The sequence below is a fragment of the Kineosporia succinea genome, from assembly GCF_030811555.1.
Classification (GTDB): Bacteria; Actinomycetota; Actinomycetes; order Actinomycetales; family Kineosporiaceae; genus Kineosporia; species Kineosporia succinea.
Window position 1 is genome coordinate 4,838,419 of sequence record NZ_JAUSQZ010000001.1, and the last position, 25,026, is coordinate 4,863,444.

Genomic DNA, 25,026 nt, shown 5'->3' on the forward strand with positions numbered 1-25,026 from the left:
GAAAAATCCCGCAGTCCCTGGCGAACGGCCGCGATCTCCGACACCCGGTCTTCGAGCGCCTCGCGCAGAGCCAGCTGCTGAACGCGTGCTCCGCTCGACGCCTCGCCCTGCCAGGTCTCGAAAGGCTCGTTCAGGTCCAGGCCCGCGTCGGTCAGCTTTTCTTGCATGTCGCGCAGGTACCGCTCCGCGCTGTCCAGTTCGTCCGTGCTCCAGCTGCTGACCTGGCTCCAGGTCAGGCTCACATGCCCACCGGTAGATGACCGCGGTGGGAGTCCGCCGCGCTCCTATCGGTGTTCTGATAGCGGTCCGCGGCGAGGTTCAGGCCCTCCTCGTAGCTGCGGGCTGCGGTGCACCAGGACGACAATTCCTGCGTCCACCGGGCTGAGACCTGCGCCAGAGCCGTGCTGCTGAGGGCTCCCTCGATTGCTCCGCCGGCCGATGTCAACGCGGGTTCCGGGTCAAGGCTCATCACTGCGGTCACCGCCGTCGCGGCGTTGACGCTTGCCGTTCGCAAATCCGCTGGATCAACCCGCATTGCCCTTTTCCTGCCTTGCTCGACGAGCCGAACACGCTACCGGGGTCCGACGGCCAGCGGCTGTGAGATGGGGCACGAGAGCATGTTGGTCAGAGGAGGGAGTGGTCGCTGCCGGGCTGCTGGCAGTGGCCGACTGGTTCGATCGTGTGACGGGGAGCGAAGTGTCGCTGCACCATCGGCGCCGTGATCTCGCGAGTGACCTCACTCCGGAGCCGGACGCCCGCCCGTGACGGATGACAGGCGGGCAGCGTCTTCTTACGGGGTCGTGCCCGTCCGGCCGCCGTCTTTGCGGGGCCGGGCGGTCTTGGGGCCCTTGGTAGCTGCCGGCGCCGTTGTCGTGCGATGTCCAGCCGGGGGCTGGAGGTTCCGCAACGATCCCACCAGTTCGGTGAGCCGCCGTGAGGTCCTCACGGCCTCCGGCAGCCGGCCGGCGCGAAGCTGAGCGCCGAGCAGGCGGTACTCGGTGTCGACCATCTGGCTCATCCGCAGGCCGCGTTCCCCCGGACCCGGCTGAGTCGATGCCGGCGCTTCTGGCTCTGATGAGTCGGCGCTCCCATGGCCCGTGCTCTGCCGTCCCCGCGCAGCCGACCCGTTCGTTCGTGCCATTCCGTGCTCCCTGGTGTCTCGTGTGTCAGGCCATTGTCTCTCGGTGAGGGCCTGACCGACTGGTGAGCAGCGCGAGAACGAACTGAATGGACAACCTGAGGCGTATGAGAAGGCCTTCGCAGCAGTCCGCTTGCCGCTCGGGCGATTCAGCTCGGTCTGTAGGCATCGCGGGGGTGTCTCACGCGAACAACATGCACTTCGATCAGCGCTTCGGTGATGCGGTAGACGATCTTGAACGTATCGAGTCGAGCCGTGAATAAGCCGTGCAGGTCACCGATGACTGGTTTACCGATCAGGCGGGGGTTTTCGGTCAGAGGGCCCTCGATGAACTCCAGGGCCGCAGGTAGGACTTTCTCCGGAAGCTTGCCAGGTCGCGTTTCGCGGAGCCTGCCAGGACGACCTTGTAGGTCACGGACCGAGCTCCTTGCGGACTTCGGCGATGGTGAACACATTGCCTTCCTCGAAGTCCGTGAGGCCCTCGCGGATAGCGGCGACCTCGTCGGGGTCACTGAGAATGTCGAGGGTCTCTTCGAGAGCCTCCAGCTCGTCGACAGACATCAGAACTGCATCCGCTTCCCCGTTGCGAGTGATTCGATAGCGTGCGTGGCTCGCCTTCACGTTGTCGAGCAACTCGCGCAGGTTGGCGCGCGCTTCGGCCATGGAGATGCTGGTCGCGTGGGGTGAGGACCTGTACAGAAGCGTGTACATGTCCGGAAGTGCCGGCGAAGGATGCATGCAAACACCGTACGGAGAGCCCTGATTCTTATCGGACAATCCGATTTTCGGTGCAGGCTCGGTGCACCGTCCAAAAACGGATCGATCGTAGCCCTCTCGGCGAGTGCCGTGCGCAGATTCAGGGCAGTCTCGGGTCGGGAAGGGAAGAGCCGCACCTCGTCCACCATGGCGTCGTTCCCGAGGTGCTTCTTCACATCCACTGCGAATGAAGAAGTGGGCCAGCAGGAGAGGGCAGGTACCGTTCGTGACGGTGGCTCCTGGTGGCTGCTGCGATGCCAGGCGAAGTACTCGATGCGGTTGTCGACGTGTGAAGCCACGGGCCGCCCGATCAGGTTGCCGAGGGTGGGCGGCCCTGACCTCTTTCCCGCCTGGATGGTGCCGGCGGCGCTCACCGTGATGTATCCGTGCTCGTACAAGGCATCGCACCCGAGCAGGCAGGCAGTCATGGCGATGCTCGGGATGTCGAGGCGCTCGGCCTCGGAGCATTGTGATCGCGGCTTTATGTGCGCGGCCACGAGCAGATCCTCGGGCAGGGTTCCTCCGCACAGCGCGCATTCGGCCTGAGCTCCCGGAAGTCCGGTACCGATGAGGTTGCCACGGTGAAACTTTCGCCTGGAGTCTGCTGCAGACGTTCCGCGAAAGTCCTTGACTCCGTGGGTGACTGGCGCGATCGAGCCGACCGGCGCGTCCTCAATGGAACTGCTCCGAACGCGAGAGGGATTGCCCATGCTCCAAATCTGCCGGCCCGACAATGACGGCTGGACCACTATCGCGCTGCCCTGGCGGTCGCGAGGGATCTGCTGACAACGGCGGAGTTCTTCGACCGGGTGGCTGGGAGGCGAGACGAGAGGCGTCCATCCTTGGCGCTTGCCCAGGATGTCGGTGAGGCCGTGGCGCAAACCGATCGTGCGACGTGCGCGAATGGTAGTGTAGAAGGTGGTTGAAATGTAGCGTAGCTGCTTGGGGGCAGAGGATGGGTGGCGAGGTCGAGTCGACGCACGACTTCAGGTCGGGCTACGTGCGCCGCGTGGTGGACGACCTGCTGGACGAACTGCTTCCGTCCCTTCCGGCGATCCTGCTCGACGGTCCGAAGGCTGTCGGTAAGACCGCGACGGCCCTGCAACGTGCCGAGACTGTCTGGCGTCTCAGTCGTCCGGCCCAGGCTTCCGTCGTCAACGCTGATCCGCAGGTCGCACTGGATGGTCCGGCACCGGTCCTCCTCGATGAATACCAGCGTGTTCCCAGTGTCTTCGACGCGGTTCGAGATGCTGTCGACGAGGATGCTGAACCGGGTCGGTTCTTGCTCACGGGTTCGGCGCCGCCTCCGGGCTCGCACTCCGGGGCCGGCCGGATCACCACGGTCCGGATGCGCCCACTGACCCTTCCCGAACGCGGAGTGAGCGCTCCGAGCGTCAGCTTGTCCTCCTTGTTCGAGGGCACCTTCGACGCTCCCGTCGCGGGGGCCTCGGTCCTCGGTCTGAAGGACTACGCCGACCTGATACTGAGGTCGGGGTTTCCCGGTCTGCAGCATCTCCCGGCAAGAGCGCTGCAGATCCAGCTCGACGGTTACGTTGAACGCATCGTCGATCGTGACATGAGCGAAGGCGGGCACAACGTCCGGCGGCCTGCCACTCTCATGGCCTGGCTGCGCGCCTATGCGGCGGCCGCCTCCACGACCACCAACTGGGACAAGATTCGCGACGCCACGAGCGGCGGGTCCGCGAGTAAACCCGCTCGTTCGACGACCCTTCCGTACATCGACACACTCACGCGATTGCGCATTCTCGACGAGGTGCCGCCCTGGATTCCCAGCCGCAACCACCTCAAGCGGCTTACCCAGGCACCCAAACATCACCTGGTGGATCCGGCGTTGGCTGCTCGCCTCGTCGGGGCGACCCGGGCGAGCCTGCTACGTGGTGCGGGACAGGCCTTCACGCCTGAAGACGGCACGTACCTGGGGCAGTTGTTCGAGTCGCTGGCCACCATGAGTGTCAGGGTTTTCGCGGAAGTCGTGCCGGCGTCGGTCTCGCACCTGCGTCTGGACTCGGGACGGCGGGAGGTCGACCTGATCGTCGAGCGTGACCTGGACCGCGCCGTGGTGGCTTTCGAGGTCAAGCTCGCTGGTGACATCGGCTACGAGGATGTGAAGCACCTGCTGTGGCTGCGAGAAGAATTGGGCGAACAGCTTGTTGACGCGGTTGTGCTGACAACAGGACCGGCCGCCTACCGTCGTCCGGACGGGATCGCGGTAGTGCCGCTGGGTCTGCTGGGGCCGTGATGCTCGAAGCGGCTGCGCTGAGCGGCAGGCTCGAATGGCTCGGACTGGACGATGCCCGTCGGCTCAGGCCTGACCGCTTCGATCCGAGGTGATCGACAAGCAGCCGCGACGCCGCAGAGTTCAGGAATGGCGCTCACAACGGCGTAGGGCTCATCGCGTCACCCGCGGCCCGGCCAGCTTGACCACCTGATCCCGCGATGTGCAGCGAACTCGGAGCGTCAACGTGGTGGCGCCGCCCAGCGGTCGTGTAAAAGCGCCTCTGGCACCCTGTTTGAGCACCAGGGCGTCACCGGCCTGGGTCTGGGCGTCGTTGCGGTCGACGCGTCGCTGCACGAACAGCTGAAGAGACGCGGTGGCCTCCGCATCCGCCTCGCCGCCGACCGTCATGTCGGTGGTGAGCTGGGTGTATTCGGTGGGCAGCGTATAGGTGACCTCGTGCTCGACGTCGTCGGACTGATTCGTCGGGCACGAGATGCTCAGGTCCTGGCCTGTTGTCTCCAGAAAGCCCGCTCCCGCACTTGGTTTCAGATCGACCAGATAGCGGACGTCTGTGCTGGCTTCGGTGCTGAGAGTGGACGCCGGGGTGGTCGGGGGAGGGGTGGTCTCCCCGGTGGTCGGGGGCGGGGAGGGGTCTTCGCCGGTCGCGGCCGGGATCACGAAGACGGCCACGGCCGCGGCGGCTCCGATCACACCGGCCACGCAACCGATGACCGCTATCCAGAACTCGGCCGGCCGGTCACGCGCGCTGCGAGTCGCCATTCCGGTTCATCCCCCTGGATGGTTCGTGCCGCGTCCCTCGTGCGCAATGTGAAGAATGCCTGCGCGCGCCCGACTTCACTTCTATCATCTGGTTTCACCGGAAGGTGAGAACTTCAGGGACAACGAGGTGGGGGAACTCCGTGCTGTCCAAGATTCGTAATCCGCTGGTCTGGGCCCTGCTGGCGACCATTGTGTCGGGTGTTTCCCTGGTGGTCGCGGTACTCGCGTACGGCCGGGCGGGAACCACAGTGGTGGCCGAGCCCCAGCGGACCCCCGCCGCGGCGAGTACCGAGGGGGCGACTGCCGAACCGCAGGCCACCACGGTCGAGGTCACTCCAGCCCAAGACGTGACCGCGAGCGCCTCCGAAGAGCCTCTGGTGACGACCCTGCCGTCGCCGGGTGCGTCGTACAGTCTCGTGCGGGAAGACGTGCAGATGCGGTTGGTGGGCGGGGAGACCAGGTATGTCGATCTGGACCAGCCGCTCGTCAACGCGACCAACGAGGCCTATGACGTCTCGTTCCGCACGGGCCTCGCTCAGCCGAAGCTGAGCTTCCAGCTGAACGACGTCGCCCTGGGCAAGTCGCCGACGGTGACGCCCGACGAGTGCGCCCAGGAAATCCAGCTCTCACCGGTCGATTCCGAGGTCGAGGTCAGTCAGGACCTGGTGCTGTGCGCCGTGACGAACGGGCTCGGGGCTGTCAACGAACCCGCCCGGACCAAGATGGCCCGCATCGTCGTCAATTCGGTGACCAAGGACAATGCCGTGAACCTGACCGTCACGACCTGGGAGATTCCCCGGTGACCCGACCGACGCGTCCTCAATCTTGCAAGATGTAGCCCCGAGCAGATGGCGCGCGGTGTGAAGTCCGTGGGGTACCGGCGCAGGCCGCTGAAGCCGTCGCGGAACGGTATCCGCGACGGCCGGTTCATGGACACAGCGAGACTATTCGCTGGACTCGACGCTGGCCTCAGGAATCAGCGAGTCGGGCCGCATGACGAAGCGGTAGGCGCTGGTCGAGGTGTCCGTGGCCTCGAGCTGCTCGACGAACCAGAACACGTTGTCGCTCTTGCCGAGTGAGTGCCGGACGTACTCGCCGTTGTTGTCCTTGCAGGTGACGAACATGCGGTTGGCGTCGCCGGGATCGACCGAGCAGAGCCCCTGGGCCTCCAGGATGACCTTGTCGGTGATGCCGTTGACGAAGGTGATCCTGCGGGCGACCTTGAAGTTGTCGGCGTCCTTGCTCAGGTTGTCGTTGACGCTCTCGGCCTCGGTCGTGCAGGCGGTGAGGCCCAGGAGAGCTGAGCCGGCCGTGGCGATGGCCAGAACGACGCGTCTTCCGTGCATGCGTGGTTCCTTTCGGGGGAGCTGGTTCTTGATCGTGGGCGCGATGCTACAGAAACCGGCACGACTGCCGGAGAGCCTGTGGTTGTGGGAGGACTGAGGCGATCGACCTCAGAAGACGCTTCGCTCCGTTCCTCCTCCCGCAGGGCGCATCACTCCGAGACGGCAGGGCTCATGCCAGCAGGTCACGGATGTCGTCAGCCGTGAGCGCCGCCGAGCTCATCTCGTCACCGTCGAGAACGCTGTCGGCCAGAGCACTCTTACGGGCCTTGAGCGCCATGACCTTCTCCTCGATCGTGTCTTTCGCGACCAGCCGGTAGACCATGACCTTGCGGGTCTGGCCGATGCGGTGGGCACGGTCGACCGCCTGGGCCTCCACGGCCGGGTTCCACCAGGGATCGAGCAGGAAGACGTAGTCGGCCTCGGTCAGGTTCAGGCCCGAGCCACCGGCTTTCAGGCTGATCAGGAACACCGGCGCGGTGCCTGTGCGGAACCCGGAGATCACGCGAGCGCGGTTGCGGGTCTTGCCGTCGAGGTAGTCGTAGGCGAGCCCGGCCTGTTGCAGCCGGTCGGCCGCGCGTTCGAGGAAGCGGGTGAACTGGCTGAACACCAGCACCCGGTGGCCTTCGGCGGCGATGTCGGTCAGCTGCTCGAGCAGGGCGTCGAGTTTGGTGCTGGGGACGTTGTCGTGAGCCGGGTCGACCAGCCCGGCGGCCAGGGCGGCCTGGCGCAGGAGGGTGAGCGAGCGGAAGATCTCGAAGCGGTTCCGGTTCAGGTCGCCGAGCAGCCCGAGCACCTTCTGCCGTTCGCGCTGCAGGTACTTCTGGTAGATCGTGCGGTGGCGGGGCAGCAGCTCCAGTTCCATGATCTGCTCCTGCCTTTCAGGGAGGTCGGCCGCGACCACCTCCTTCTTGCGCCGCAGCATCAGGGGTGCGATGCGGCGCCGCAACTGCTCGAGGCGCTCGGGTGCTTCCTGACGCTCGATGGGCTTGCGGTAGTAGTCCGAGAACCGGTCGGGGCGGGGGAACAGGCCGGGGGAGGTGATCGAGAACAACGACCACAGCTCCATCAGGTTGTTCTCCATCGGCGTGCCCGTGATGGCGAGCTTGAAGTCGGCCTGCAGTTCGCGCGCGCTGCGGTAGCCCGCGCTCTGGCGGTTCTTGACGGCCTGGGCCTCATCGAGAACCAGCCCGGCCCAGTCGATTTGACAGTACTGAGTGAACTCCAGCCGGAACAGCGTGTACGAGGTGACCACCACGTCCATCCCTCGAACCGCTTCGGCCACGTCGTGACCGCGGCGCGCTGCGGTTGCCGAGATGGTCGTCACCCCGAGCGAAGGGGTGAAGCGGGCGGCTTCGGCGGCCCAGTTCGGCACCACGCTGGTGGGCGCGACGACCAGGAACGGCCGCTCCTCGCCGCTCTTCTCACGCGAGTGCTGAAAGAGAGCCAGCGTCTGCAGGGTCTTGCCCAGACCCATGTCGTCGGCCAGCACGCCGCCGAGTCGATGGTCGAAGATGGTCGCCAGCCAGCGGAATCCGTCTTCCTGGTACGGGCGCAGGGTGGCGTCCAGACCGGCGGGAGGCTTGTGGTCGGGAAGCTCGGCGAGCGCGCTCAGCGCCTGCACGGACTCGCGCCAGCTGCTGGCCTGGGCGTCGATGATGCCCAGTTGCTCGAGTTCGTCCCACAGGCCGGCGTGGAAGCGACTGAGACGGACGGTGTCGGCGGGGGCGTCGAGGAGCTCGCGCGATTCTGCGATGAGCACGGCCAGACGGCGGAACTCGTCGCGCTCGAGCGTGAACCAGACGCCGTTGTCGAGCAGCAGTTCGCTCTGTTCCTGGGCGAGGGCGACGAAGAGCTGGTTGAACGGGATGACGTGGTCTTCGACGGTGACGGTGACCGAGAGGTCGAACCAGTCGTGCGAACCGGTGTTGCCTGACGGCGCGAAGGTGATGACCGGTGCGTCTTCGGCCTGCCGGTAGTCGAGGACGTCGGCCACGGCCAGGCGCACGTCGACGTCGGGCCGGCTGCGTAGCTGCGGGATCAGCTCGCTCATGAGTCGTGCGGTCTCGAGCCCCTGAACCGTGGTGGGTGCAGGCATCAGTCCCGCGGCCGTGCGCTGGGTCAGCCCGGTGAGCAGGGGCAGAACCTCATGGAGGACGCGTTGCTCGGCACCGGTGTCGCGCCCGGGGGAGGAGGGGGAGACCTGGAGGGGTTCGTGTCGCGTGGCGTCACCCAGGCGGTAGGCCCACGCCCATTCCAGGCGCATGCGGTGATCGCCGAGGGGTGTGACGGTCAGCTCGAGGACGGGCGGTTGGGTCTGCGGCGGCGTGAAAGAGCCGTCGGGGGAGACGACCTCGACGTGGCGGGCCAGCTGCGGGTAGAAGTCGGCGAGGAAGCGCTGCTCGTCGTCGGCGGGGATCGGCGGGATGCGGCTCCGGGACAGCTGCCAGAACAGGGGAGAGGGCGCGGCGGCGAGCCGGGCCGGGCGCAGGCCCTCACCAGGGCAACGGAAGGGTCGGCCGGGCCCTGATCCATACCGTGCTCGCTCGCCGAGGGCTGGTGCGCGGAGCGGTTCTGCCCGTCAGCCTGGTGATGCTGACCCGCTCGGACGCCTACGTTTCCACGCTCACGGCATACCGCTACGACGGCCCGGCGTTCGGTGAGGCGGCGCAGGCCGGCACCGGTGCCTGGATCAGGATGTTTCTGGAGGCCGTTCAGATTGCGGTGGAGCAGGCGGCTACGTTCGCCGAGGAGCTGGGCGAGCTCCGCAGCGACCGGGACCAGCGTTTGACACGGCACCGCCAGGCACGAGGCACCCGGGATCGTCCTCGGGCCGACTCTGCGGCTGCGCGGCTGCTTGGGCTGTTGTCGGAAGCGCCACTGGTCACAGCGGCCAGCGCCGAGCGGTTGCTGGGAATCTCGTTCGGGGCCGCGAACCGGGCCCTGCAGGACCTGGCCGAAGCCAGCATCCTGTCGCGCAAGCAGGTGGACAGGAAGACGACCGGGTACTTGGCCCGTGAGGTGTTCGAGTTGCTCACGATCGCCGAACGCAGGATGGCCAGCACCCACTGGGACACTCGGCAGTCGGTGCCGAACCGGCCCGTGCCTGCTCGTCCGGCCTGACCGCGCCGTCGTTCTGAGGGTGCATAGATCTCAAAAGGGATCAATAGGATCCCTCCCATGACCACCCTCGCAGCCCACGTCGATGAGCTCCGGCGAGCCATCGACGCGCGCGATTTCGAAGCCTTCGACAGCGCCCTGGCCGCCATCGCCCAGGCGACCCCCGCGTCCACCCCCCGAGGACATCCAGGCCGCCATCACGCGGATGGAACCCGCCCTGCACCTGCCCTACGCGATGGGCGGCGAGGTGGCCCAGCTCGTCGGCGGCATGGCCGACCTGGCCACCGACCCCCGTGCGGTGATGCCGGTCCTGGTCGACCGCGCCATCGAAGTCATGGAGACCGCAGTACGTTTCACGCAGCTCTACCCCGGCGAACTGCCGCGTCCCGACGACCACGAGCAGGAAGACCGCACCCTCGAACGTCTCGCCGGCGCCGCCGACGACCTCGGCCTCGACGAACGCGACATCCAGATGCTGACGCAGGCCTGGTACTCCGGCAACGCCTGGATCCAGCCGGTCCTGTTCCTGTGCCAGCGCGCCGACGTCCGCACCCACCTTCCGCAGCGCGAGCGGCTGACCGCGGCGGTCGGCGCGGTGCGCGAGATCTTCGGCAGCGCCGAGTGGCTGTTCAAGCTCCTGGTCGTTCTGGACGACGAGCCGCTGATCGTCCTCGACCGCGGCTTCGCCGGCACCGGCCGCGGCTACCGGGTGAGGATCGGCGGGATCGGCGACAACTTCCAGCTGCTGACCCTGCTGGCCGCCGCGCTCATCGGTGACCCGGCCGAAGGCCTGCTGCCCGGCCGCGCCCCGAGCGTCGTCGAGGTCGCCGCCGCCGGCACGGGGGAGGACCTGCAGCCCGACGGCGGGATCCGCGGCAGCTGGAACATGGTCGACGCGAACGGCGAGTGGATCTGGAACGAGGGCACCCCTGCCGACATCCCCTGTCTCGACGGCGTGCGCGTGGTCGTTCTCGAGCCCGAACCGTACACGCGCACCTGGAACACCGGCCGTCAGTACCCGTTGATGGCGCCCCTTCTGCGCGTCGAGGGTCTCCTGCCTGAGGACGACGTGGTCGCCTGGCTGGCCAAGGTCAAGTAAGCGGTATCTGACGAATTCGGTAGATCTGCACACCCGGTGTGAGCGATGATGGCCCCGGCCCCCTGACGGCCCGGGCGCAGAGCCCGACCTGCTGTCGCGGCCGGCCAGGCCGCGCGTACGGGGAGGACCAGCCGGATGAGCGTCGAATCCGCCGATCAGGAAGAGATCTCGCGGGAACAGAAGTACTTCGACGTCGCCTGGGACGCCCGCGAACGCAGCCGCCAGACCCTCGGCGGCGCCGCGGCCGCCGCGGTCGGGGGCAAGGCCGCCGTGGCCGTCGGCCGGGCCGCCCGAGAGCACCTCGACCAGCTCGGTGACCCTGACGAGGCCGTCGCCATGGGCCGCTTCGACTCCGACGACGGCGAGCTCTACTACGTCGGCAAGCGCGTCATCCGCGACGACGAGGGCGAGCTGCTCGTCATCAGCTGGAAGGCCCCCGGCGCGTCCCCCTACTTCACCGCTACCTACGACGACCCGAAAGGCGTCGTGCGCAAGCGTACGTTCGAGGTCGAGCGCAACCGCATCCTCAGCTTCGACGACGTCGTCTTCGCCGATCTGGCCGCCCGCGTCGACGACCTCACCGCCCTCGAGAACGAGGGCATCGACGACGCGGTCCTGCGTGAACTCGACGCCGCACGCACCGGCGAGATGCGCGACATCGTCCAGACCATCCACGCCATGCAGTACGAACTGGTGCGCGCACCGCTCGAGCAGCTCCTGATCGTCCAGGGCGGCCCGGGCACCGGGAAAACGGTCGTCGGACTGCACCGGGTCTCCTGGCTCCTGTTCAACCACGCCGACCAGCTCGCCCCCTCCGACGTCCTCGTCGTCGGCCCCAACCCCACCTTCACCCGTTACATCCGCCAGGTCCTGCCCGGTCTCGGCGACCACCAGGTCGAGCACCGCGACCTGCGCGGCCTCGGCCCGCAGCCCGGCACCGGTCGCCAGGAACACCCCGAGGTCACCCGCATCAAGGGAGAGCCCCGCATGCAGCAACTGCTCATGCGCGGCCTCGTCCAGCGCATCCGTTTCCCCGAACGAGCCGCACAACTGGACGTCGGCACCGTCGCCTCCTTCTTCCGTCCTGAGGTCGAAGACGCCCTGCGCCGCTCCATCAACCAGGCCAGTAGTTACGGCGCGGGCCGCACCGCGATGCGCAGCTGGCTCACCGCCGCCACCACCGCCCGAGCCCGCCGCGGCACCCAGGCCAGTGCCGCCGTGATCGAGGCCGCCCTCGAACGGCTGTGGCCCTCACTCACCCCGCAGGTGTTCCTGCGCGACCTGTTCGGCTCCCGCGACCGGCTCCTGTCCGCCGCCGGCGAGCACTTCACCGCCGCCGAGGTCGCCCACCTGTTCCGCCCCGCCTCCGACCGGGTCTCCGACGAAGGCTGGAGCACCGCCGACGTCGCCCTGCTCGACGAGGCCGACATGCTCCTGACCGGCAGCGTCACCCAGTACGGCCATATCGTGCTCGACGAGGCCCAGGACCTGTCCGGCATGCAGCTGCGATCCGTGCGCCGCCGTAGCCGCAGCGGCTCCTACACCGTGCTCGGCGACCTGGCCCAGTCCACCGGCCCCGCGGCCCGCGACAGCTGGGACGACGTCGTCACCGCCCTGCGCCACCGCCACCCCGCCGCGATCGCACCCCTCAAACTCGGCTACCGCGTCCCCCAGCAGGTCTACGCCCTCGCCGCCCAGCTCCTGCCCCACTCCGCCCCGAACGTCGAAGCACCCCAGGTCGTGCGCATCGGCCCCGCCGAACCCGACCTGCGCGAGGTCCCGGCCGGTGACCTCGGCCCCGAAACCGTTCGCGCCGCGCGCGAATACGCCGCCCGAGGGCTCTTCGTCGGCATCATCTGCGCCGACGAGCAACGCGCTGCCGTCGTCGAGGTCCTCAACCAGCACGACGTCCACTACCAGGACACCCGCGGCGGAACCCTCGGCGCCAGCATCAACCTGGTCGGCGCCACCGACGCCAAGGGCCTCGAGTTCGAGGCCGTCGTCGTGGTCGAACCCACGTCCATCGCCGTCGAGGGCGCCCACGGCCTGCGCCTGCTCTACGTCGCCCTCACCCGCACCACCAAACACCTCACGGTCGTGCACAGCGGCGACGTTCTCCCCGTGCTCGGACAGACCCAGCCGCTCGACGTCCCCTCTCTGCAGGGCAACCAGAAACCCCCGCCGAAGCCCGAACCCGGACTCGACCGGTTCAGCGCCGACTTCGCCGCCAGTCTGGGCTCCCGCCTCGCCGAGGACATCGCCACCACCGCCCAACCCCGCCTGTGGACAGCGATCGTCACCGCGCTCGCCGACGAACTAGAGCGCCGCCGAACCGGCCGAGCTCCCTGACGCTCACCGCCCACGCGAGGCGAGCCGGCGACGCCTGACTTTCGCGGCCCGCGGTCCCTGGGCCCGCGGCTCCTTGGCCACGCGGCCCTGCGGCTCCTCGGCCCGCGGCCCCTCGGCCCTGCGGCTCCGCCGCACTTGGCTTTTCCGCCTTGCAGCCCTGCAGCCCTCGGCCCTGCAGCCCTCGGCCCTGCAGCCCTCGGTTTGTGGGCCCTCGGTCCCTCGGTTTCGTGGTCCCGTGGTTCATACCCGTCGCGCGACCTGGCCCCAGGGAAATCCGCGGTGCTTTCGATTATCGATAATCGAAAGCACCGCGAATCTCGTGCCTGGCTGCGCTGCGGTGCCTTCTGCTGACAACCCCCAATGAGGGACGCCCCGGTCGCCACCCGGGGGCGGTACGGGTGCCGGTCGGGTCGCCAGTGCGGTCGTTACTGCGGTCGTCACTGCGTGTGGCTGGCGTGTGGCTGGCGTGTGGAGGGTGCCGTGTAGGGGTGCGTGGCGGGGATGCGTAACCGACTCGTGGGTGCGGGATGCATGTAGTGCGTGCGTGTAGCGGGACGTGGTGCGGATACCTGGGAGGGGACGCGTGGTGGTGGGACGCGTGGGTAAGGGACGCGTCATCGTGATGCAGCGTCCTGAACCGGGAGGGTTGCCGGGAGGGTTGAGGGGCGTGGAGGCGTCGAGCTACCGATTCCGGACTGTGACCGGCGTCGCGTGCCGATGGTCACCGGCGCGTCAGAACGCTGGTAATGTTCTCCAAGGGTTTTTCGCCGGTCACAGCCGTGAACAGCGAGCACCGCAGGAGCACCGGACACCAAGTGGCCGGTCCTGGGTCGTGAACCTTCCTCTTTGATCAAGGCATGAGTAGATGCTGGCGCGCCCTTGCGGGTGGGCTCTATTCGCCATGTCCTGCCGATTGAGGGGAGAGCTCTATCTTCGGTGAAATTCGCTGGAATGGCGGATTTGACCGGGGCGCTGGAAACGCTCTAATGTTTAACACGTCGCCAGGACGGAACGCCGAAAGGCAGGAAGTTCTGAGCGTCCGCTCCTTGAGAACTCAACAGTGCATCTGAACAACCGATGCCAAATGATTGTCCCGATTGGGATGGTCTCTGGCTAATGGTCTTCGGTTCTGCAGGTCATCGACCCCCGTCGGTGGTCTGGGTAACGGGATCGGAGTTGTTGGTCAGGATTCTTGCAACACTTCGCAATGGCTTTCGTTAGAAAGTTTATTTACGGAGAGTTTGATCCTGGCTCAGGACGAACGCTGGCGGCGTGCTTAACACATGCAAGTCGAACGGTGAACCTCTTCGGAGGGGATCAGTGGCGAACGGGTGAGTAACACGTGAGTAATCTGCCTCTGACTCTGGGATAACCACGGGAAACGGTGGCTAATACCGGATATGACACATGGCTGCATGGTCTGTGTGTGGAAAGTTTTTCGGTCAGGGATGAGCTCGCGGCCTATCAGCTTGTTGGTGGGGTAATGGCCTACCAAGGCGACGACGGGTAGCCGGCCTGAGAGGGCGACCGGCCACACTGGGACTGAGACACGGCCCAGACTCCTACGGGAGGCAGCAGTGGGGAATATTGCGCAATGGGCGAAAGCCTGACGCAGCGACGCCGCGTGAGGGATGAAGGCCTTCGGGTCGTAAACCTCTTTCAGCAGGGAAGAAGCGCAAGTGACGGTACCTGCAGAAGAAGCACCGGCTAACTACGTGCCAGCAGCCGCGGTAATACGTAGGGTGCAAGCGTTGTCCGGAATTATTGGGCGTAAAGAGCTCGTAGGCGGTCTGTCGCGTCTGCTGTGAAAACCTAGGGCTTAACTCTGGGCGTGCAGTGGGTACGGGCAGGCTAGAGTGTGGTAGGGGAGACTGGAATTCCTGGTGTAGCGGTGAAATGCGCAGATATCAGGAGGAACACCGGTGGCGAAGGCGGGTCTCTGGGCCACTACTGACGCTGAGGAGCGAAAGCATGGGGAGCGAACAGGATTAGATACCCTGGTAGTCCATGCCGTAAACGTTGGGCGCTAGGTGTGGGGCACATTCCACGTGTTCTGCGCCGCAGCTAACGCATTAAGCGCCCCGCCTGGGGAGTACGGCCGCAAGGCTAAAACTCAAAGGAATTGACGGGGGCCCGCACAAGCGGCGGAGCATGCGGATTAATTCGATGCAACGCGAAGAACCTTACCAAGGCTTGACATGGGGTGAAAACTCGTAGAGATACGGGGTCCGCAAGGGCGCCTCACAGGTGGTGCATGGTTGTCGTCAGCTCGTGTCGTGAGATGTTGGGTTAAGTCCCGCAACGAGCGCAACCCTCGTTCCATGTTGCCAGCACGTTATGGTGGGGACTCATGGGAGACTGCCGGGGTCAACTCGGAGGAAGGTGGGGATGACGTCAAATCATCATGCCCCTTATGTCTTGGGCTTCACGCATGCTACAATGGCCAGTACAAAGGGCTGCGAGACCGTGAGGTGGAGCGAATCCCAAAAAGCTGGTCTCAGTTCGGATCGGGGTCTGCAACTCGACCCCGTGAAGTCGGAGTCGCTAGTAATCGCAGATCAGCAACGCTGCGGTGAATACGTTCCCGGGCCTTGTACACACCGCCCGTCACGTCATGAAAGTCGGTAACACCCGAAGCCGATGGCCTAACCCGTAAGGGAGGGAGTCGTCGAAGGTGGGACTGGCGATTAGGACGAAGTCGTAACAAGGTAGCCGTACCGGAAGGTGCGGCTGGATCACCTCCTTTCTAAGGAGCACTCAAGTCTCTTCGTGAGGCTCAGAGGAATGTCATTGCCCAGACAGTGAGCCGGTCATATTCGTGGCTGGCCTGGTTCTGGGGTGACTGCTCAGGGTGGAACATCGGTTGGCTCTCATCTCCGGGGCGGAGATGGGGATGCACTGTTGGGTCCTGAGGGAGCGGGCCAGTGAGTCTTCGGACTTGGTGGGCCGTGAACTTAGGAAGTGGGCCTGTGAGGGTCTGCGTCCGAAGGCATGACAGTCCTTCATCACAGTGCCTCGCAGCGGGTCTCGTGCCGGCGGTGGGGTAATTGGTGAGCTTGAGGGTTGTGTGTGTTCGTTGCTTGTGAACTGCATAGTGGACGTGAGCATCTTTAATTCTGTGCTTAATTTTTCCGAGTGCATCCTGCCCTTTGTGGGTGGGGTGTGTTGGTAAGTTTTTAAGGGCACACGGTGGATGTCTTGGCACCAGGAGCCGATGAAGGACGTAGGAGCCTGCGATAAGCCTCGAGGAGCTGGCAACCGAGCTGTGATTCGAGGATTTCCGAATGGGGTAACCCGGCTGGAGGCAAGTCCAGTCACCTGCACCTGAATATATAGGGTGTTGGGAGGGCACGACGGGAAGTGAAACATCTCAGTACCGTCAGGAAGAGAAAACAACAGTGATTCCGTGAGTAGTGGCGAGCGAAAGCGGATGAGGCCAAACCGGGCGTGTGTGATAGCTGACAGGCGTTGCATGTCCGGGGTTGTGGGAGCTGTTTTCGGCGCGCTGTCGAGTGTCGGGTGAGTCAGAAAATCATGTCATAGTCGAACGTCATTGAATGGGCGACCGTAGAGGGTGTTAGTCCCGTAGACGAAATGTCATGGTCTCACTTAATGGTTTCCCAAGTAGCACGGGGCTCGTGGAATCTCGTGTGAATCTGGCAGGACCACCTGCTAAGCCTAAATACTCCCTGGTGACCGATAGCGGACTAGTACCGTGAGGGAAAGATGAAAAGTACCCCGGGAGGGGAGTGAAATAGTACCTGAAACCGTGTGCCTACAATCCGTCGGAGCCTTGCGGGGTGACGGCGTGCCTTTTGAAGAATGAGCCTGCGAGTTAGTGGTGTGTGGCGAGGTTAACCCGTGTGGGGTAGCCGTAGCGAAAGCGAGTCCGAACAGGGCGAATCAGTCGCATGCTCTAGACCCGAAGCGGAGTGATCTACCCATGGCCAGGTTGAAGCGCGGGTAAGACCGCGTGGAGGACCGAACCCACCAGGGTTGAAAACCTGGGGGATGAGCTGTGGGTAGGGGTGAAAGGCCAATCAAACTCCGTGATAGCTGGTTCTCCCCGAAATGCATTTAGGTGCAGCGTTGCGTGTTTCTTGCCGGAGGTAGAGCTACTGGATGGCTAATGGGCCCTACAAGGTTACTGACGTCAGCCAAACTCCGAATGCCGGTAAGTGAGAGCGTGGCAGTGAGACTGCGGGGGATAAGCTTCGTAGTCGAGAGGGAAACAGCCCAGATCACCAGCTAAGGCCCCTAAGCGTGTGCTAAGTGGGAAAGGATGTGGAGTTGCTGTGACAACCAGGAGGTTGGCTTAGAAGCAGCCACCCTTTAAAGAGTGCGTAATAGCTCACTGGTCAAGTGATTCCGCGCCGACAATGTAGCGGGGCTCAAGTACACCGCCGAAGCTGTGGCATTTGTTCATGACCCTAGACCGGCTTGATCCGGCTTTCAGGGGAACAGATGGGTAGGGGAGCGTCGTGTGGCGAGTGAAGCGTCGGGGTGACCCAGGCGTGGACGCCACACGAGTGAGAATGCAGGCATGAGTAGCGAAAGACGGGTGAGAAACCCGTCCGCCGAATGACCAAGGGTTCCAGGGCCAGGCTAATCCGCCCTGGGTAAGTCGGGACCTAAGGCGAGGCCGACAGGCGTAGTCGATGGACAACGGGTTGATATTCCCGTACCGGCGTAGAACCGCCCATAGCGAACCCAGCGATACTAAACTCGTGATGCTCTGCCGGCTTTCGGGCCGAAGGAGTTGAGCCTGTGACCTGGACTGGTAGTAGTTAAGCGATGGTGTGACACAGGAAGGTAGCCTCCGCGTGGCGATGGTTGTCCACGTTTAAGCATGTAGGGCGAGCTGTAGGCAAATCCGCAGTTCTTTCTTTGATGATGAGCCTGAGATGTGATGATGACCGCATTGGCGGGAAGTGGGTGATCCTATGCTGTCGAGAAAAGCATCTAGCGAGGTTCGAGCCGCCCGTACCCTAAACCGACTCAGGTGGTCAGGTAGAGAATACTAAGGCGATCGAGTGAATCGTGGTTAAGGAACTCGGCAAAATGCCCCCGTAACTTCGGGAGAAGGGGGGCCTGAGGCGTGACCTGGACTTGCTCCGGTGAGCGTTTGAGGGCCGCAGAGACCAGGGAGAAGCGACTGTTTACTAAAAACACAGGTCCGTGCGAAGTCGCAAGACGATGTATACGGACTGACGCCTGCCCGGTGCTGGAACGTTAAGGGGACCGGTCAGCCTTTCGGGGCGAAGCTGAGAACTTAAGCGCCAGTAAACGGCGGTGGTAACTATAACCATCCTAAGGTAGCGAAATTCCTTGTCGGGTAAGTTCCGACCTGCACGAATGGCGTAACGACTTCTCCGCTGTCTCAACCGCGAACTCGGCGAAATTGCACTACGAGTAAAGATGCTCGTTACGCGCAGCAGGACGGAAAGACCCCGGGACCTTTACTATAGCTTGGTATTGGTGTTCGGTACGGCTTGTGTAGGATAGGTGGGAGACTGTGAAGCCGGCACGCTAGTGTTGGTGGAGTCGACGTTGAAATACCACTCTGGTCGTTCTGGATGTCTAACTTTGGTCCGTGATCCGGATCAGGGACAGTGCCTGGTGGGTAGTTTAACTGGGGCGGTTGCCTCCTAAAGAGTAACGGAGGCGCCCAAAGGTTCCCTCAGCCTGGTTGGCAATCAGGTGTCGAGTGTAAGTGCACAAGGGAGCTTGACTGTGAGACCGACAGGTCGAGCAGGGACGAAAGTCGGGACTAGTGATCCGGCAGTGGCTTGTGGAAGCGCTGTCGCTCAACGGATAAAAGGTACCCCGGGGATAACAGGCTGATCTTGCCCAAGAGTCCATATCGACGGCATGGTTTGGCACCTCGATGTCGGCTCGTCGCATCCTGGGGCTGGAGTAGGTCCCAAGGGTTGGGCTGTTCGCCCATTAAAGCGGTACGCGAGCTGGGTTTAGAACGTCGTGAGACAGTTCGGTCCCTATCCGCTGCGCGCGTTGGAAACTTGAGAAGGGCTGTCCCTAGTACGAGAGGACCGGGACGGACGAACCTCTGGTGTGCCAGTTGTCCTGCCAAGGGCACCGCTGGTTAGCTACGTTCGGAAGGGATAACCGCTGAAGGCATCTAAGCGGGAAGCTCGCTTCAAGATGAGGTTTCCATGCACCCTCGAGGTGTGAGAGGCTCCCAGCTAGACTACTGGGTTGATAGGCCGGATGTGGAAGCAAGGACTGAAGACTTGTGAAGCTGACCGGTACTAATATGCCGATGACTTACTCACTCACTCGTTGAGTTGAGCGCGTAAAGATTGTTCACGTCCACTATGCGGTTCACGGGAAACGACCACGCCCACCCACGAGGGTGGCTGGTTGTGCCGGTAGAGTTACGGCGATCATAGCGGCAGGGAAACGCCCGGTCTCATTCCGAACCCGGAAGCTAAGCCTGCCTGCGCCGATGGTACTGCACTGGTTACGGTGTGGGAGAGTAGGACATCGCCGGACAATCATTGAAAGACAGAAGTGGCGGCCCCCGCCCAGCCTGAAAAAGGCTGGAGCGGCGCGGGCCGCCACTTCTGCGTTTGCCGACCGAGAATAGTGCGGATCAGCAGGCGTAGATGTATGTGGCGTCGGTGTAGGTGGTTCCCCGCACCAGCAGCACATGAGTATTGCTGCCGCAACTGCCCGAGATGACGTTGCCGCCGCCCGACGCCTGCCGCACCAGGGCCGGGTTCAGCAGGGCGTGCACCTGAACCGAGAAGACGTCACCCGCGTAGAGTTTCGTGGCGACGCAGGTGTCGGCCCTTCCGCTGTAGACGGCAAATCCCCTGGTCAGGTCGTTGACGTGAAAGGTGACCTGGGGGTTGCTGTTGCAGAGCCGAACATTCACCTCAGCCACGGCCTGGGCCGACTGCGCGCCGGCGACCGTTCCGGCGGTGGCCAGGAGCACCGAGGTCAGGGCGACTGCCATACGTTTCAGGTTCACGCACACTCCGATCAGAGATCCGGCTCGAGCTTCCAGACTGGCTTCGCGCTCTGGATCGCTGCTGAACAACCACTTCACCGCCGCGCCGGAAAGACCCGCAGGCTCCGCGTCAGCACCGGAATCATCACCGCCGCCGGAATCAGGTGCAGTGCGATCAGGGCGATGACCGTGCCCGCGTTGCCGTTCACGAGGAACGGCGGCACCAGCGAGATCGCCGTCAGCACCACCGTCGTCCCCAGGAAATGTGCCGCAGGACGAGGACTCCAGCGCGCCAGCCCCGCGGCGAGGGCCACGCCGATCAGCGAGAAGATGCCGGTCATCATGGCGAAGCCGGGCAGCGGGATGGACTCACCACCGTCGGGCAGCTCGAAGTCCACCCCCAGCGCCAGGGCGAGCCCGGCCGCGAGGGTGTTGACGACCACGGCGACGAGCGTGGCCAGCACACCGGTGCGCACGAGCGGGGACAGGCGTGGGGAAACGGCGGTGGTGTCCATGGCGAGGTTCCTCCGGCTTCTCGGATCGGTCACGAACTAGGACGTCGGCGAGCCGCCCAAGTCATCGCACCGGGCAAAAGAGACCGGCCCCGCACGAATGGACGCGCGGGGCCGGACGGTGCTGCGGTTACGGGTACGACACCACGTTGCGCGGCGTCGTGTTGCCGGCCGGGTTCGGCACGGCGCCGCCGGTGTTGTTGACGACGTTGCTGATCGTGCCGACGTCACCGAGGGAGACCGTCAGGATGCTGTGCAGGCTGACGCCTTCCTTGTCCGGCACCTCGAAGCTGTGGTCGAGCTTCACGTCGGGGTTGCTGTTGAAGAACGCATACGAGCCCCCGCCCCAGAGCTGGTGTTCGGTCACGTCGTCGGCGACCTTGTAGGCGGCGTAACCGTTCTGGGAGCCGTTCATCCACGACTTCTGATCGGGCACGTCGTACGGCTTCTCGTTCTGGAAGAAGATCGTCTCGCCGCGGTCACCGTTCCAGACCACCTCGTCCTTCTGGTAGTGCTCGACGAACAGGCCGGTGGCCAGCACGTCGTCACCGTTCACGAGAAGCCCCGTGTCGCCGGTGTTCACGTCCCAGCCCGTGGCCGCGCCACCGTGGTCGGCACGCCAGGCCCAGATGTGGTCGATGATCGTGTCGTCGCTGTTCACGGCCAGGGTGGTGGTCGCCTTGCCCTGGACGCTCGAGCCGATCCGGAAGAACACGTCCTGGATGCTGGCCGGGTTCTCGGCGTGATCGGTGTGCGAACCGGCGGTGCCGACCGTCATCAGGGTGTCGCTGTTGGTCGTGCCCGCGTCGAAGGTCAGGCCGCTGACCGAGACCCCGTCCACGTCAGCGACACTCAGCGCGGTGTTGCCCGCGGTGGGGATCAGCGTCGGGAAACCGATGCCGGTGACGACCGTGTCGGGCCGGGTGACCTTGACGGTCTCGTCGAGCTCGTAGGTGCCGGGGGTGAAGAACAGGTTCAGGCCCTGCTCGAGCGCCGCGTTGATGCGGGCCGCGCTGTCACCGGGCTTGGCCACGTAGAACTTGCTCATCGGGATCGACGTGCCCTTGGTGTCCGGCCAGCTCGTGCCGGACGAGTCGTGCTGCAGGGCCGGCACGAACACCTGGTACTTGTCGTCGGAGTCGACGTACAGGTACGGCTTCTCCCGCGTGGTCGGCGTGGTCTCGAGCGTGGTGTGCGGCTTGTCCGGGAACGCGTTGGCCGGAGCGCCCTTCACACCGGAGTAGGTCATGTTCCAGACCCCGCCCTCCCAGGCGCCGATGTCACTGTCGCGGGTGTACCACTGCTGCTGCGAGCCGGACGAGACCGTGCCGTCGACCTGGCTGTCGGCGAGGTAGCCGCCGCTGGCGTAGCCCTGGCCGTTGTCCTGGTTCGACGGGGCGAGCGTCAGGTTGCCCTTGACGTGCACGCGGCGCATCGGCGCGGCCTGCGAGACGGCCCAGCGGTTGGTGCCGTCCTCGGGCGCGATCGCCAGGTTCTCCACGCTGCGCCAGAAGTTCTGGGTGGCGTTGGCGGTGTCGCCGTAGTTCCACCCGGAGTCCACGTTGATCGCGCCGTTGATCGTGACGTCGTCGGGGTTCAGACCCAGGCCCGCGACCGAGGTGTAGAAACCCAGGTTCGCCCAGACACGTCCGTAGGTACCGGGTTTGAACAGGAAGGCGTAGCGCTGGTCGCCGAACTGCGCGGTGGGGTTGTTCTCCTGCGCGTCGAAGGCCTCGTCGACGGCCGCCTGGATCGTGGCCGCGGACGTGCCCGGGTCGAAGATCTTGACGTTCTCGCCGAAGTCGGGGGTGTCGGAGGTGGGCAGCTCCTCCGACTCCTCGGCCGCGGAGCTGTTCACGGCGCTGGCCGAACCCATCTGGGTGTAGGCCATGAAGCCCGCGATCAGGGCGAGCACGGACGCCATCAGGACGGTCAGGGACCAGCGGCTGCGCAGCCGGCCGGTGTGTGTTGCGGGGGACACGGGACTCCTCGTGAGCTTGATTCAGGGAAGGCTCGCCCACGAGCCTGTTGCCCCCACGAAGCACCCGTCAAGGCTGTATACGGCATTTGAGGAGTTCATGACCGTGACGCGAGCCCGGCATGATGTGACGCACCCCGAACACCACCGGCCGCCTCCACGTCGCGATCGTGGAAGCGGCTGGTGCGACGGTCAGATCAGTCAGCCGAGGCCCGGAACCGCGTCGTCGGTGCTGTGCACACCCGCGGCGAACTCGGCGATCGTGGCGTCGTCCCACTTCAGCTCGGCCGGGAACTGGAACGTCAGGTCACCGGGCAGCACCAGACCGGTCGAGGAGTCGGGCCCGTAGATGCCCTCGCCCTTCTCCATGTCCCAGCCGCTGCCCATGAGGTACAGCGTTCCGGTGGCGTCGCCGACCTTGATCGAGCGCTTGTCCTTGAGATCGTCCAGCGACAGGTCGGGGCTGAGACTGACGTAGATCTTGCCCTCGTAGTTGCTCGGGTCCTGGTTGGCGCCGGGCGGCGCCACGAGCAGCTCGCTGGTGTTGACGGCCTGCACCTCCCAGCCGTCCGGCACCTTGTCGATGGTGAAGCCGACCGGCTGCTTGCCCGAGTACGACACCAGGGAGATGGCCAGGTCGGTGGTGTCACTGCTGGAGGACGAGGTGGGCGCCCCGGCCTGGACGGGAGCCTCGGGGTCGGCGGAACCGCCGTTCAGCATCGTCACCGTGACGATGCCGGCCGCCGCGGCGGCGATGCCGATCGGGATCAGGAAACGGCGGGTGCGGGCGGAACGCTCACGGGCCTGGCCCTGCTGGGCGCGGGCGAGGTCGGTCTCGAGCGTCTCGGGGGTCACTCTGGTCATCTCCTCGGGGAGGTCAGCAACGGCTTCGTTCATCAGAGCGCGCAGGTCAGGCACGAAAGGCTCCATTCGGACGCAGAGGGGTGGGGGACAGCCGCGCGGACATTCCCCGGCGCAGCTTCGTGAGGGCGCGTGCGGCCTGGCTCTTGACCGTCCCGCCGGAGCAGGACAGAGCCTCCGCGGTCTCCTCGACGTTCAGGTCGTGGAAGTACCGCAGCACGAGCACCGCACGCATCCGGGGCGGCAGCTCCCGCAACCCGGCGTACAGCGCCTCCGTGCGCACGTCCGGGTCGGCGTCCTCGAACGGCATGAACGACGACACGGAGTCGGGGATCTCCTCCGTGACCTGCTCCCGGTGCCAGGGCCGGCGCTTCTCGTCGATCAGGGCGTTCACCAGGCATCGGCGGACGTACGCGTCGGGATTGCGCGCGGCCCGGAAGGCCGCCCACCGCACGTACAGCTGCGTCAGCGTGGTCTGCGTGAGGTCCTCGGCCAGGTGCCGGTCGCCCGCCGTCAGCAGCACGGCGGTCCGCACCAGGTGGCCCCGGCGTTCGGCGACGAAGGCCAGGAACTCCTCGTCCCTCATGCTTTCTCCTGCTTGCTCATGTCTGGAACGACGGAACCGGAAATGAGCGGGGTTGCATCGGCTCCCAGAAGTTTTCCGGACGTGACTACCGGTACCCGGTCACGTCGGCCGGCCTGCCCGGGTCCTGCACCTCCACCAGGTAGCGCCACGCGTCCGGCTGCGACCCGTCGAGGTCGGTGAACCCGTACTCCTGCGCGAGCTGCCCGCTGGACAGGGACTGACCGTTCCAGCGCGCCCTCTCCGGATCGGCGGCCAGCGCGGCCACGGCCCGGCCGGTGTAGCGCGGGGTCTCGGAGATCTCGAAGTGCGCCTCCTTGGCCAGGGCGTCACGCCAGTTCTGCTCACCCACCTCGTAGGCGTCGAGCATGATCTCGGACCGCATCCAGCCCGGGCTGAGCGAAACCGAGGTGGCACCGTGCTTTTTCAGGTCTTGGGCGTGTGACCAGCCCATCCGGTTCACGCCGACCTTGGCCAGGTCGTAGAACGGGTTGAGGCGGTAGTTCGTGGCGTTGTACTCGGCCGTGCCGTCGGTGACCTCGACCAGCAGCCCGCCCGGGTTCTCGATGAGCAGCGGCAGGGCGAAGTGCGCGGTGACCAGGTGGGTGTCGATGGCCAGGTGCAGCAGGCGCAGGCCGTTGGTCAGGTCGTGCTCCCAGACCGGCTTGTTCCACTCGAAAAGGTTCTCACCGCCCCAGATGTCGTTGACCAGCACGTCGAGCCGGCCGGGCCCGGAGCGGATCGTGGCGACCAGCGCCTCGACGGCCGCGTGGTCGAGATGGTCGGTGGGCACGGCGATCCCGGTGCCGCCGGCGGCCGTGACGAGTTCGGCGGTCTCCTCGATCGTCTCGGGACGGCCGTACTCCGAGGGTTTCTCGCGCGTGGTGCGCCCGGTGCAGTAGACGGTGGCCCCGGCGGCGCCGAGCTCGACGGCGATGCCGCGGCCCGCCCCTCGCGTCGCTCCGGCCACGAGAGCAACCTTGCCCTGCAATGCCTGCGAACCAGTCATGCCCCCACCCTGCCGGACTGGAATACTGTTGTCATGCACGATCCCCAGTCCCGGCAGTTCGTCGAACGTTTCGCCGACTCCTGGCGGCCACCGGTGCCTCCCGCATCGAAGGGCTGATCGTGGGTTACCTGCTGGTCGACGAGTCCGAGGGGGTCAGCCCGAGCGAGCTCGCCGAGCAGCTGGGCGTCAGTGCCGGTTCGGTGTCGGGTTACACGCGGGCGCTGGTCGAGCGGGGTTTCGTGCGGCGTGCGGGCGAGCGATCGCACTACAGCGTGATGGACGAAGA

At 65.3% G+C, this 25,026-nt stretch carries 15 protein-coding genes, 3 rRNA genes and 1 pseudogene; 9 read left to right on the forward strand and 10 right to left on the reverse strand.

Features of this window, described 5'->3' with window-relative positions; translation table 11 throughout:
- Positions 1–1,549 precede the first annotated feature (1,549 nt).
- On the reverse strand, positions 1,550–1,801 hold the full coding sequence (locus J2S57_RS21055; protein WP_307245647.1) for a type II toxin-antitoxin system Phd/YefM family antitoxin: 252 nt from the start codon (positions 1,799–1,801) through the stop codon (positions 1,550–1,552).
- A gap of 1,048 nt (positions 1,802–2,849) precedes the next feature.
- On the opposite strand from J2S57_RS21055, the gene J2S57_RS21060 reads away from it, so the two are divergent.
- Entirely contained in the window at positions 2,850–4,154 is a 1,305-nt protein-coding gene (locus J2S57_RS21060) for an ATP-binding protein (RefSeq protein ID WP_307245651.1), read from the forward strand.
- 150 nt (positions 4,155–4,304) lie between these two features.
- On the opposite strand, the gene J2S57_RS21065 is transcribed toward J2S57_RS21060, so the two are convergent.
- Complete coding sequence (locus J2S57_RS21065) at positions 4,305–4,913, reverse strand: hypothetical protein (protein ID WP_307245653.1); 609 nt, start codon at positions 4,911–4,913, stop codon at positions 4,305–4,307.
- Positions 4,914–5,053: 140 nt separating this feature from the next.
- On the opposite strand from J2S57_RS21065, the gene J2S57_RS21070 reads away from it, so the two are divergent.
- Positions 5,054–5,716, forward strand: a complete 663-nt coding sequence (locus J2S57_RS21070) for a hypothetical protein (RefSeq protein ID WP_307245655.1) — start codon at positions 5,054–5,056, stop codon at positions 5,714–5,716.
- Between the two features lie 141 nt (positions 5,717–5,857).
- On the opposite strand, the gene J2S57_RS21075 is transcribed toward J2S57_RS21070, so the two are convergent.
- Both J2S57_RS21075 and J2S57_RS21080 read right to left on the reverse strand, forming a co-directional pair.
- Positions 5,858–6,259 (reverse strand): beta-sandwich lipoprotein, encoded by a 402-nt coding sequence (locus J2S57_RS21075; protein ID WP_307245657.1) that lies wholly within the window; start codon positions 6,257–6,259, stop codon positions 5,858–5,860.
- Positions 6,260–6,428: 169 nt separating this feature from the next.
- Positions 6,429–8,522 (reverse strand): DEAD/DEAH box helicase, encoded by a 2,094-nt coding sequence (locus J2S57_RS21080; protein WP_307245659.1) that lies wholly within the window; start codon positions 8,520–8,522, stop codon positions 6,429–6,431.
- Between the two features lie 272 nt (positions 8,523–8,794).
- On the opposite strand from J2S57_RS21080, the gene J2S57_RS21085 reads away from it, so the two are divergent.
- The 6 genes from J2S57_RS21085 to rrf all read left to right on the forward strand — a co-directional run bounded on the left by J2S57_RS21085 (position 8,795) and on the right by rrf (position 19,337).
- Positions 8,795–9,379, forward strand: coding sequence for a Fic family protein (locus J2S57_RS21085; protein ID WP_307245661.1), 585 nt, complete (start codon positions 8,795–8,797; stop codon positions 9,377–9,379).
- Positions 9,380–9,581: 202 nt separating this feature from the next.
- Positions 9,582–10,475, forward strand: coding sequence for a hypothetical protein (locus J2S57_RS21090; RefSeq protein ID WP_307245663.1), 894 nt, complete (start codon positions 9,582–9,584; stop codon positions 10,473–10,475).
- 135 nt (positions 10,476–10,610) lie between these two features.
- Positions 10,611–12,824, forward strand: a complete 2,214-nt coding sequence (locus J2S57_RS21095) for a HelD family protein (protein WP_307245665.1) — start codon at positions 10,611–10,613, stop codon at positions 12,822–12,824.
- A gap of 1,229 nt (positions 12,825–14,053) precedes the next feature.
- Positions 14,054–15,570, forward strand: a 16S ribosomal RNA gene (locus tag J2S57_RS21100).
- Between the two features lie 420 nt (positions 15,571–15,990).
- Positions 15,991–19,117, forward strand: a 23S ribosomal RNA gene (locus tag J2S57_RS21105).
- Positions 19,118–19,220: 103 nt separating this feature from the next.
- Positions 19,221–19,337 (forward strand): 5S ribosomal RNA (gene rrf / locus J2S57_RS21110).
- The 16S, 23S and 5S rRNA genes sit together here, the layout of an rRNA operon.
- A 100-nt stretch (positions 19,338–19,437) precedes the next feature.
- On the opposite strand, the gene J2S57_RS21115 is transcribed toward rrf, so the two are convergent.
- The 6 genes from J2S57_RS21115 to J2S57_RS21140 form a co-directional block, all read right to left on the reverse strand.
- The gene (locus tag J2S57_RS21115) at positions 19,438–19,803 is read right to left on the reverse strand and encodes a hypothetical protein (RefSeq protein WP_307245667.1); all 366 of its coding nucleotides are present in this window, start codon (positions 19,801–19,803) and stop codon (positions 19,438–19,440) included.
- Between the two features lie 89 nt (positions 19,804–19,892).
- On the reverse strand, positions 19,893–20,312 hold the full coding sequence (locus tag J2S57_RS21120; RefSeq protein WP_307245669.1) for a DUF6069 family protein: 420 nt from the start codon (positions 20,310–20,312) through the stop codon (positions 19,893–19,895).
- 127 nt (positions 20,313–20,439) lie between these two features.
- A complete protein-coding gene (locus J2S57_RS21125; protein WP_370882692.1) occupies positions 20,440–22,233 on the reverse strand; it encodes a pectate lyase-like domain-containing protein in 1,794 nt (597 codons plus the stop codon).
- 255 nt (positions 22,234–22,488) lie between these two features.
- Positions 22,489–23,151, reverse strand: a complete 663-nt coding sequence (locus J2S57_RS21130; protein ID WP_307245674.1) for a hypothetical protein — start codon at positions 23,149–23,151, stop codon at positions 22,489–22,491.
- A gap of 46 nt (positions 23,152–23,197) precedes the next feature.
- Positions 23,198–23,734: a SigE family RNA polymerase sigma factor gene (locus J2S57_RS21135; RefSeq protein ID WP_307245676.1), complete on the reverse strand. Its 537-nt coding sequence runs from the start codon at positions 23,732–23,734 to the stop codon at positions 23,198–23,200.
- An 85-nt stretch (positions 23,735–23,819) separates the two neighbouring features.
- The gene (locus J2S57_RS21140) at positions 23,820–24,740 is read right to left on the reverse strand and encodes an SDR family oxidoreductase (protein WP_307245678.1); all 921 of its coding nucleotides are present in this window, start codon (positions 24,738–24,740) and stop codon (positions 23,820–23,822) included.
- Here J2S57_RS21140 and J2S57_RS21145 point away from each other — a divergent pair.
- Positions 24,722–24,940: pseudogene (locus J2S57_RS21145) on the forward strand (hypothetical protein); the annotation flags it as partial. The gene J2S57_RS21140 and the pseudogene J2S57_RS21145 overlap by 19 nt on opposite strands.
- Positions 24,941–25,026 lie beyond the last annotated feature (86 nt).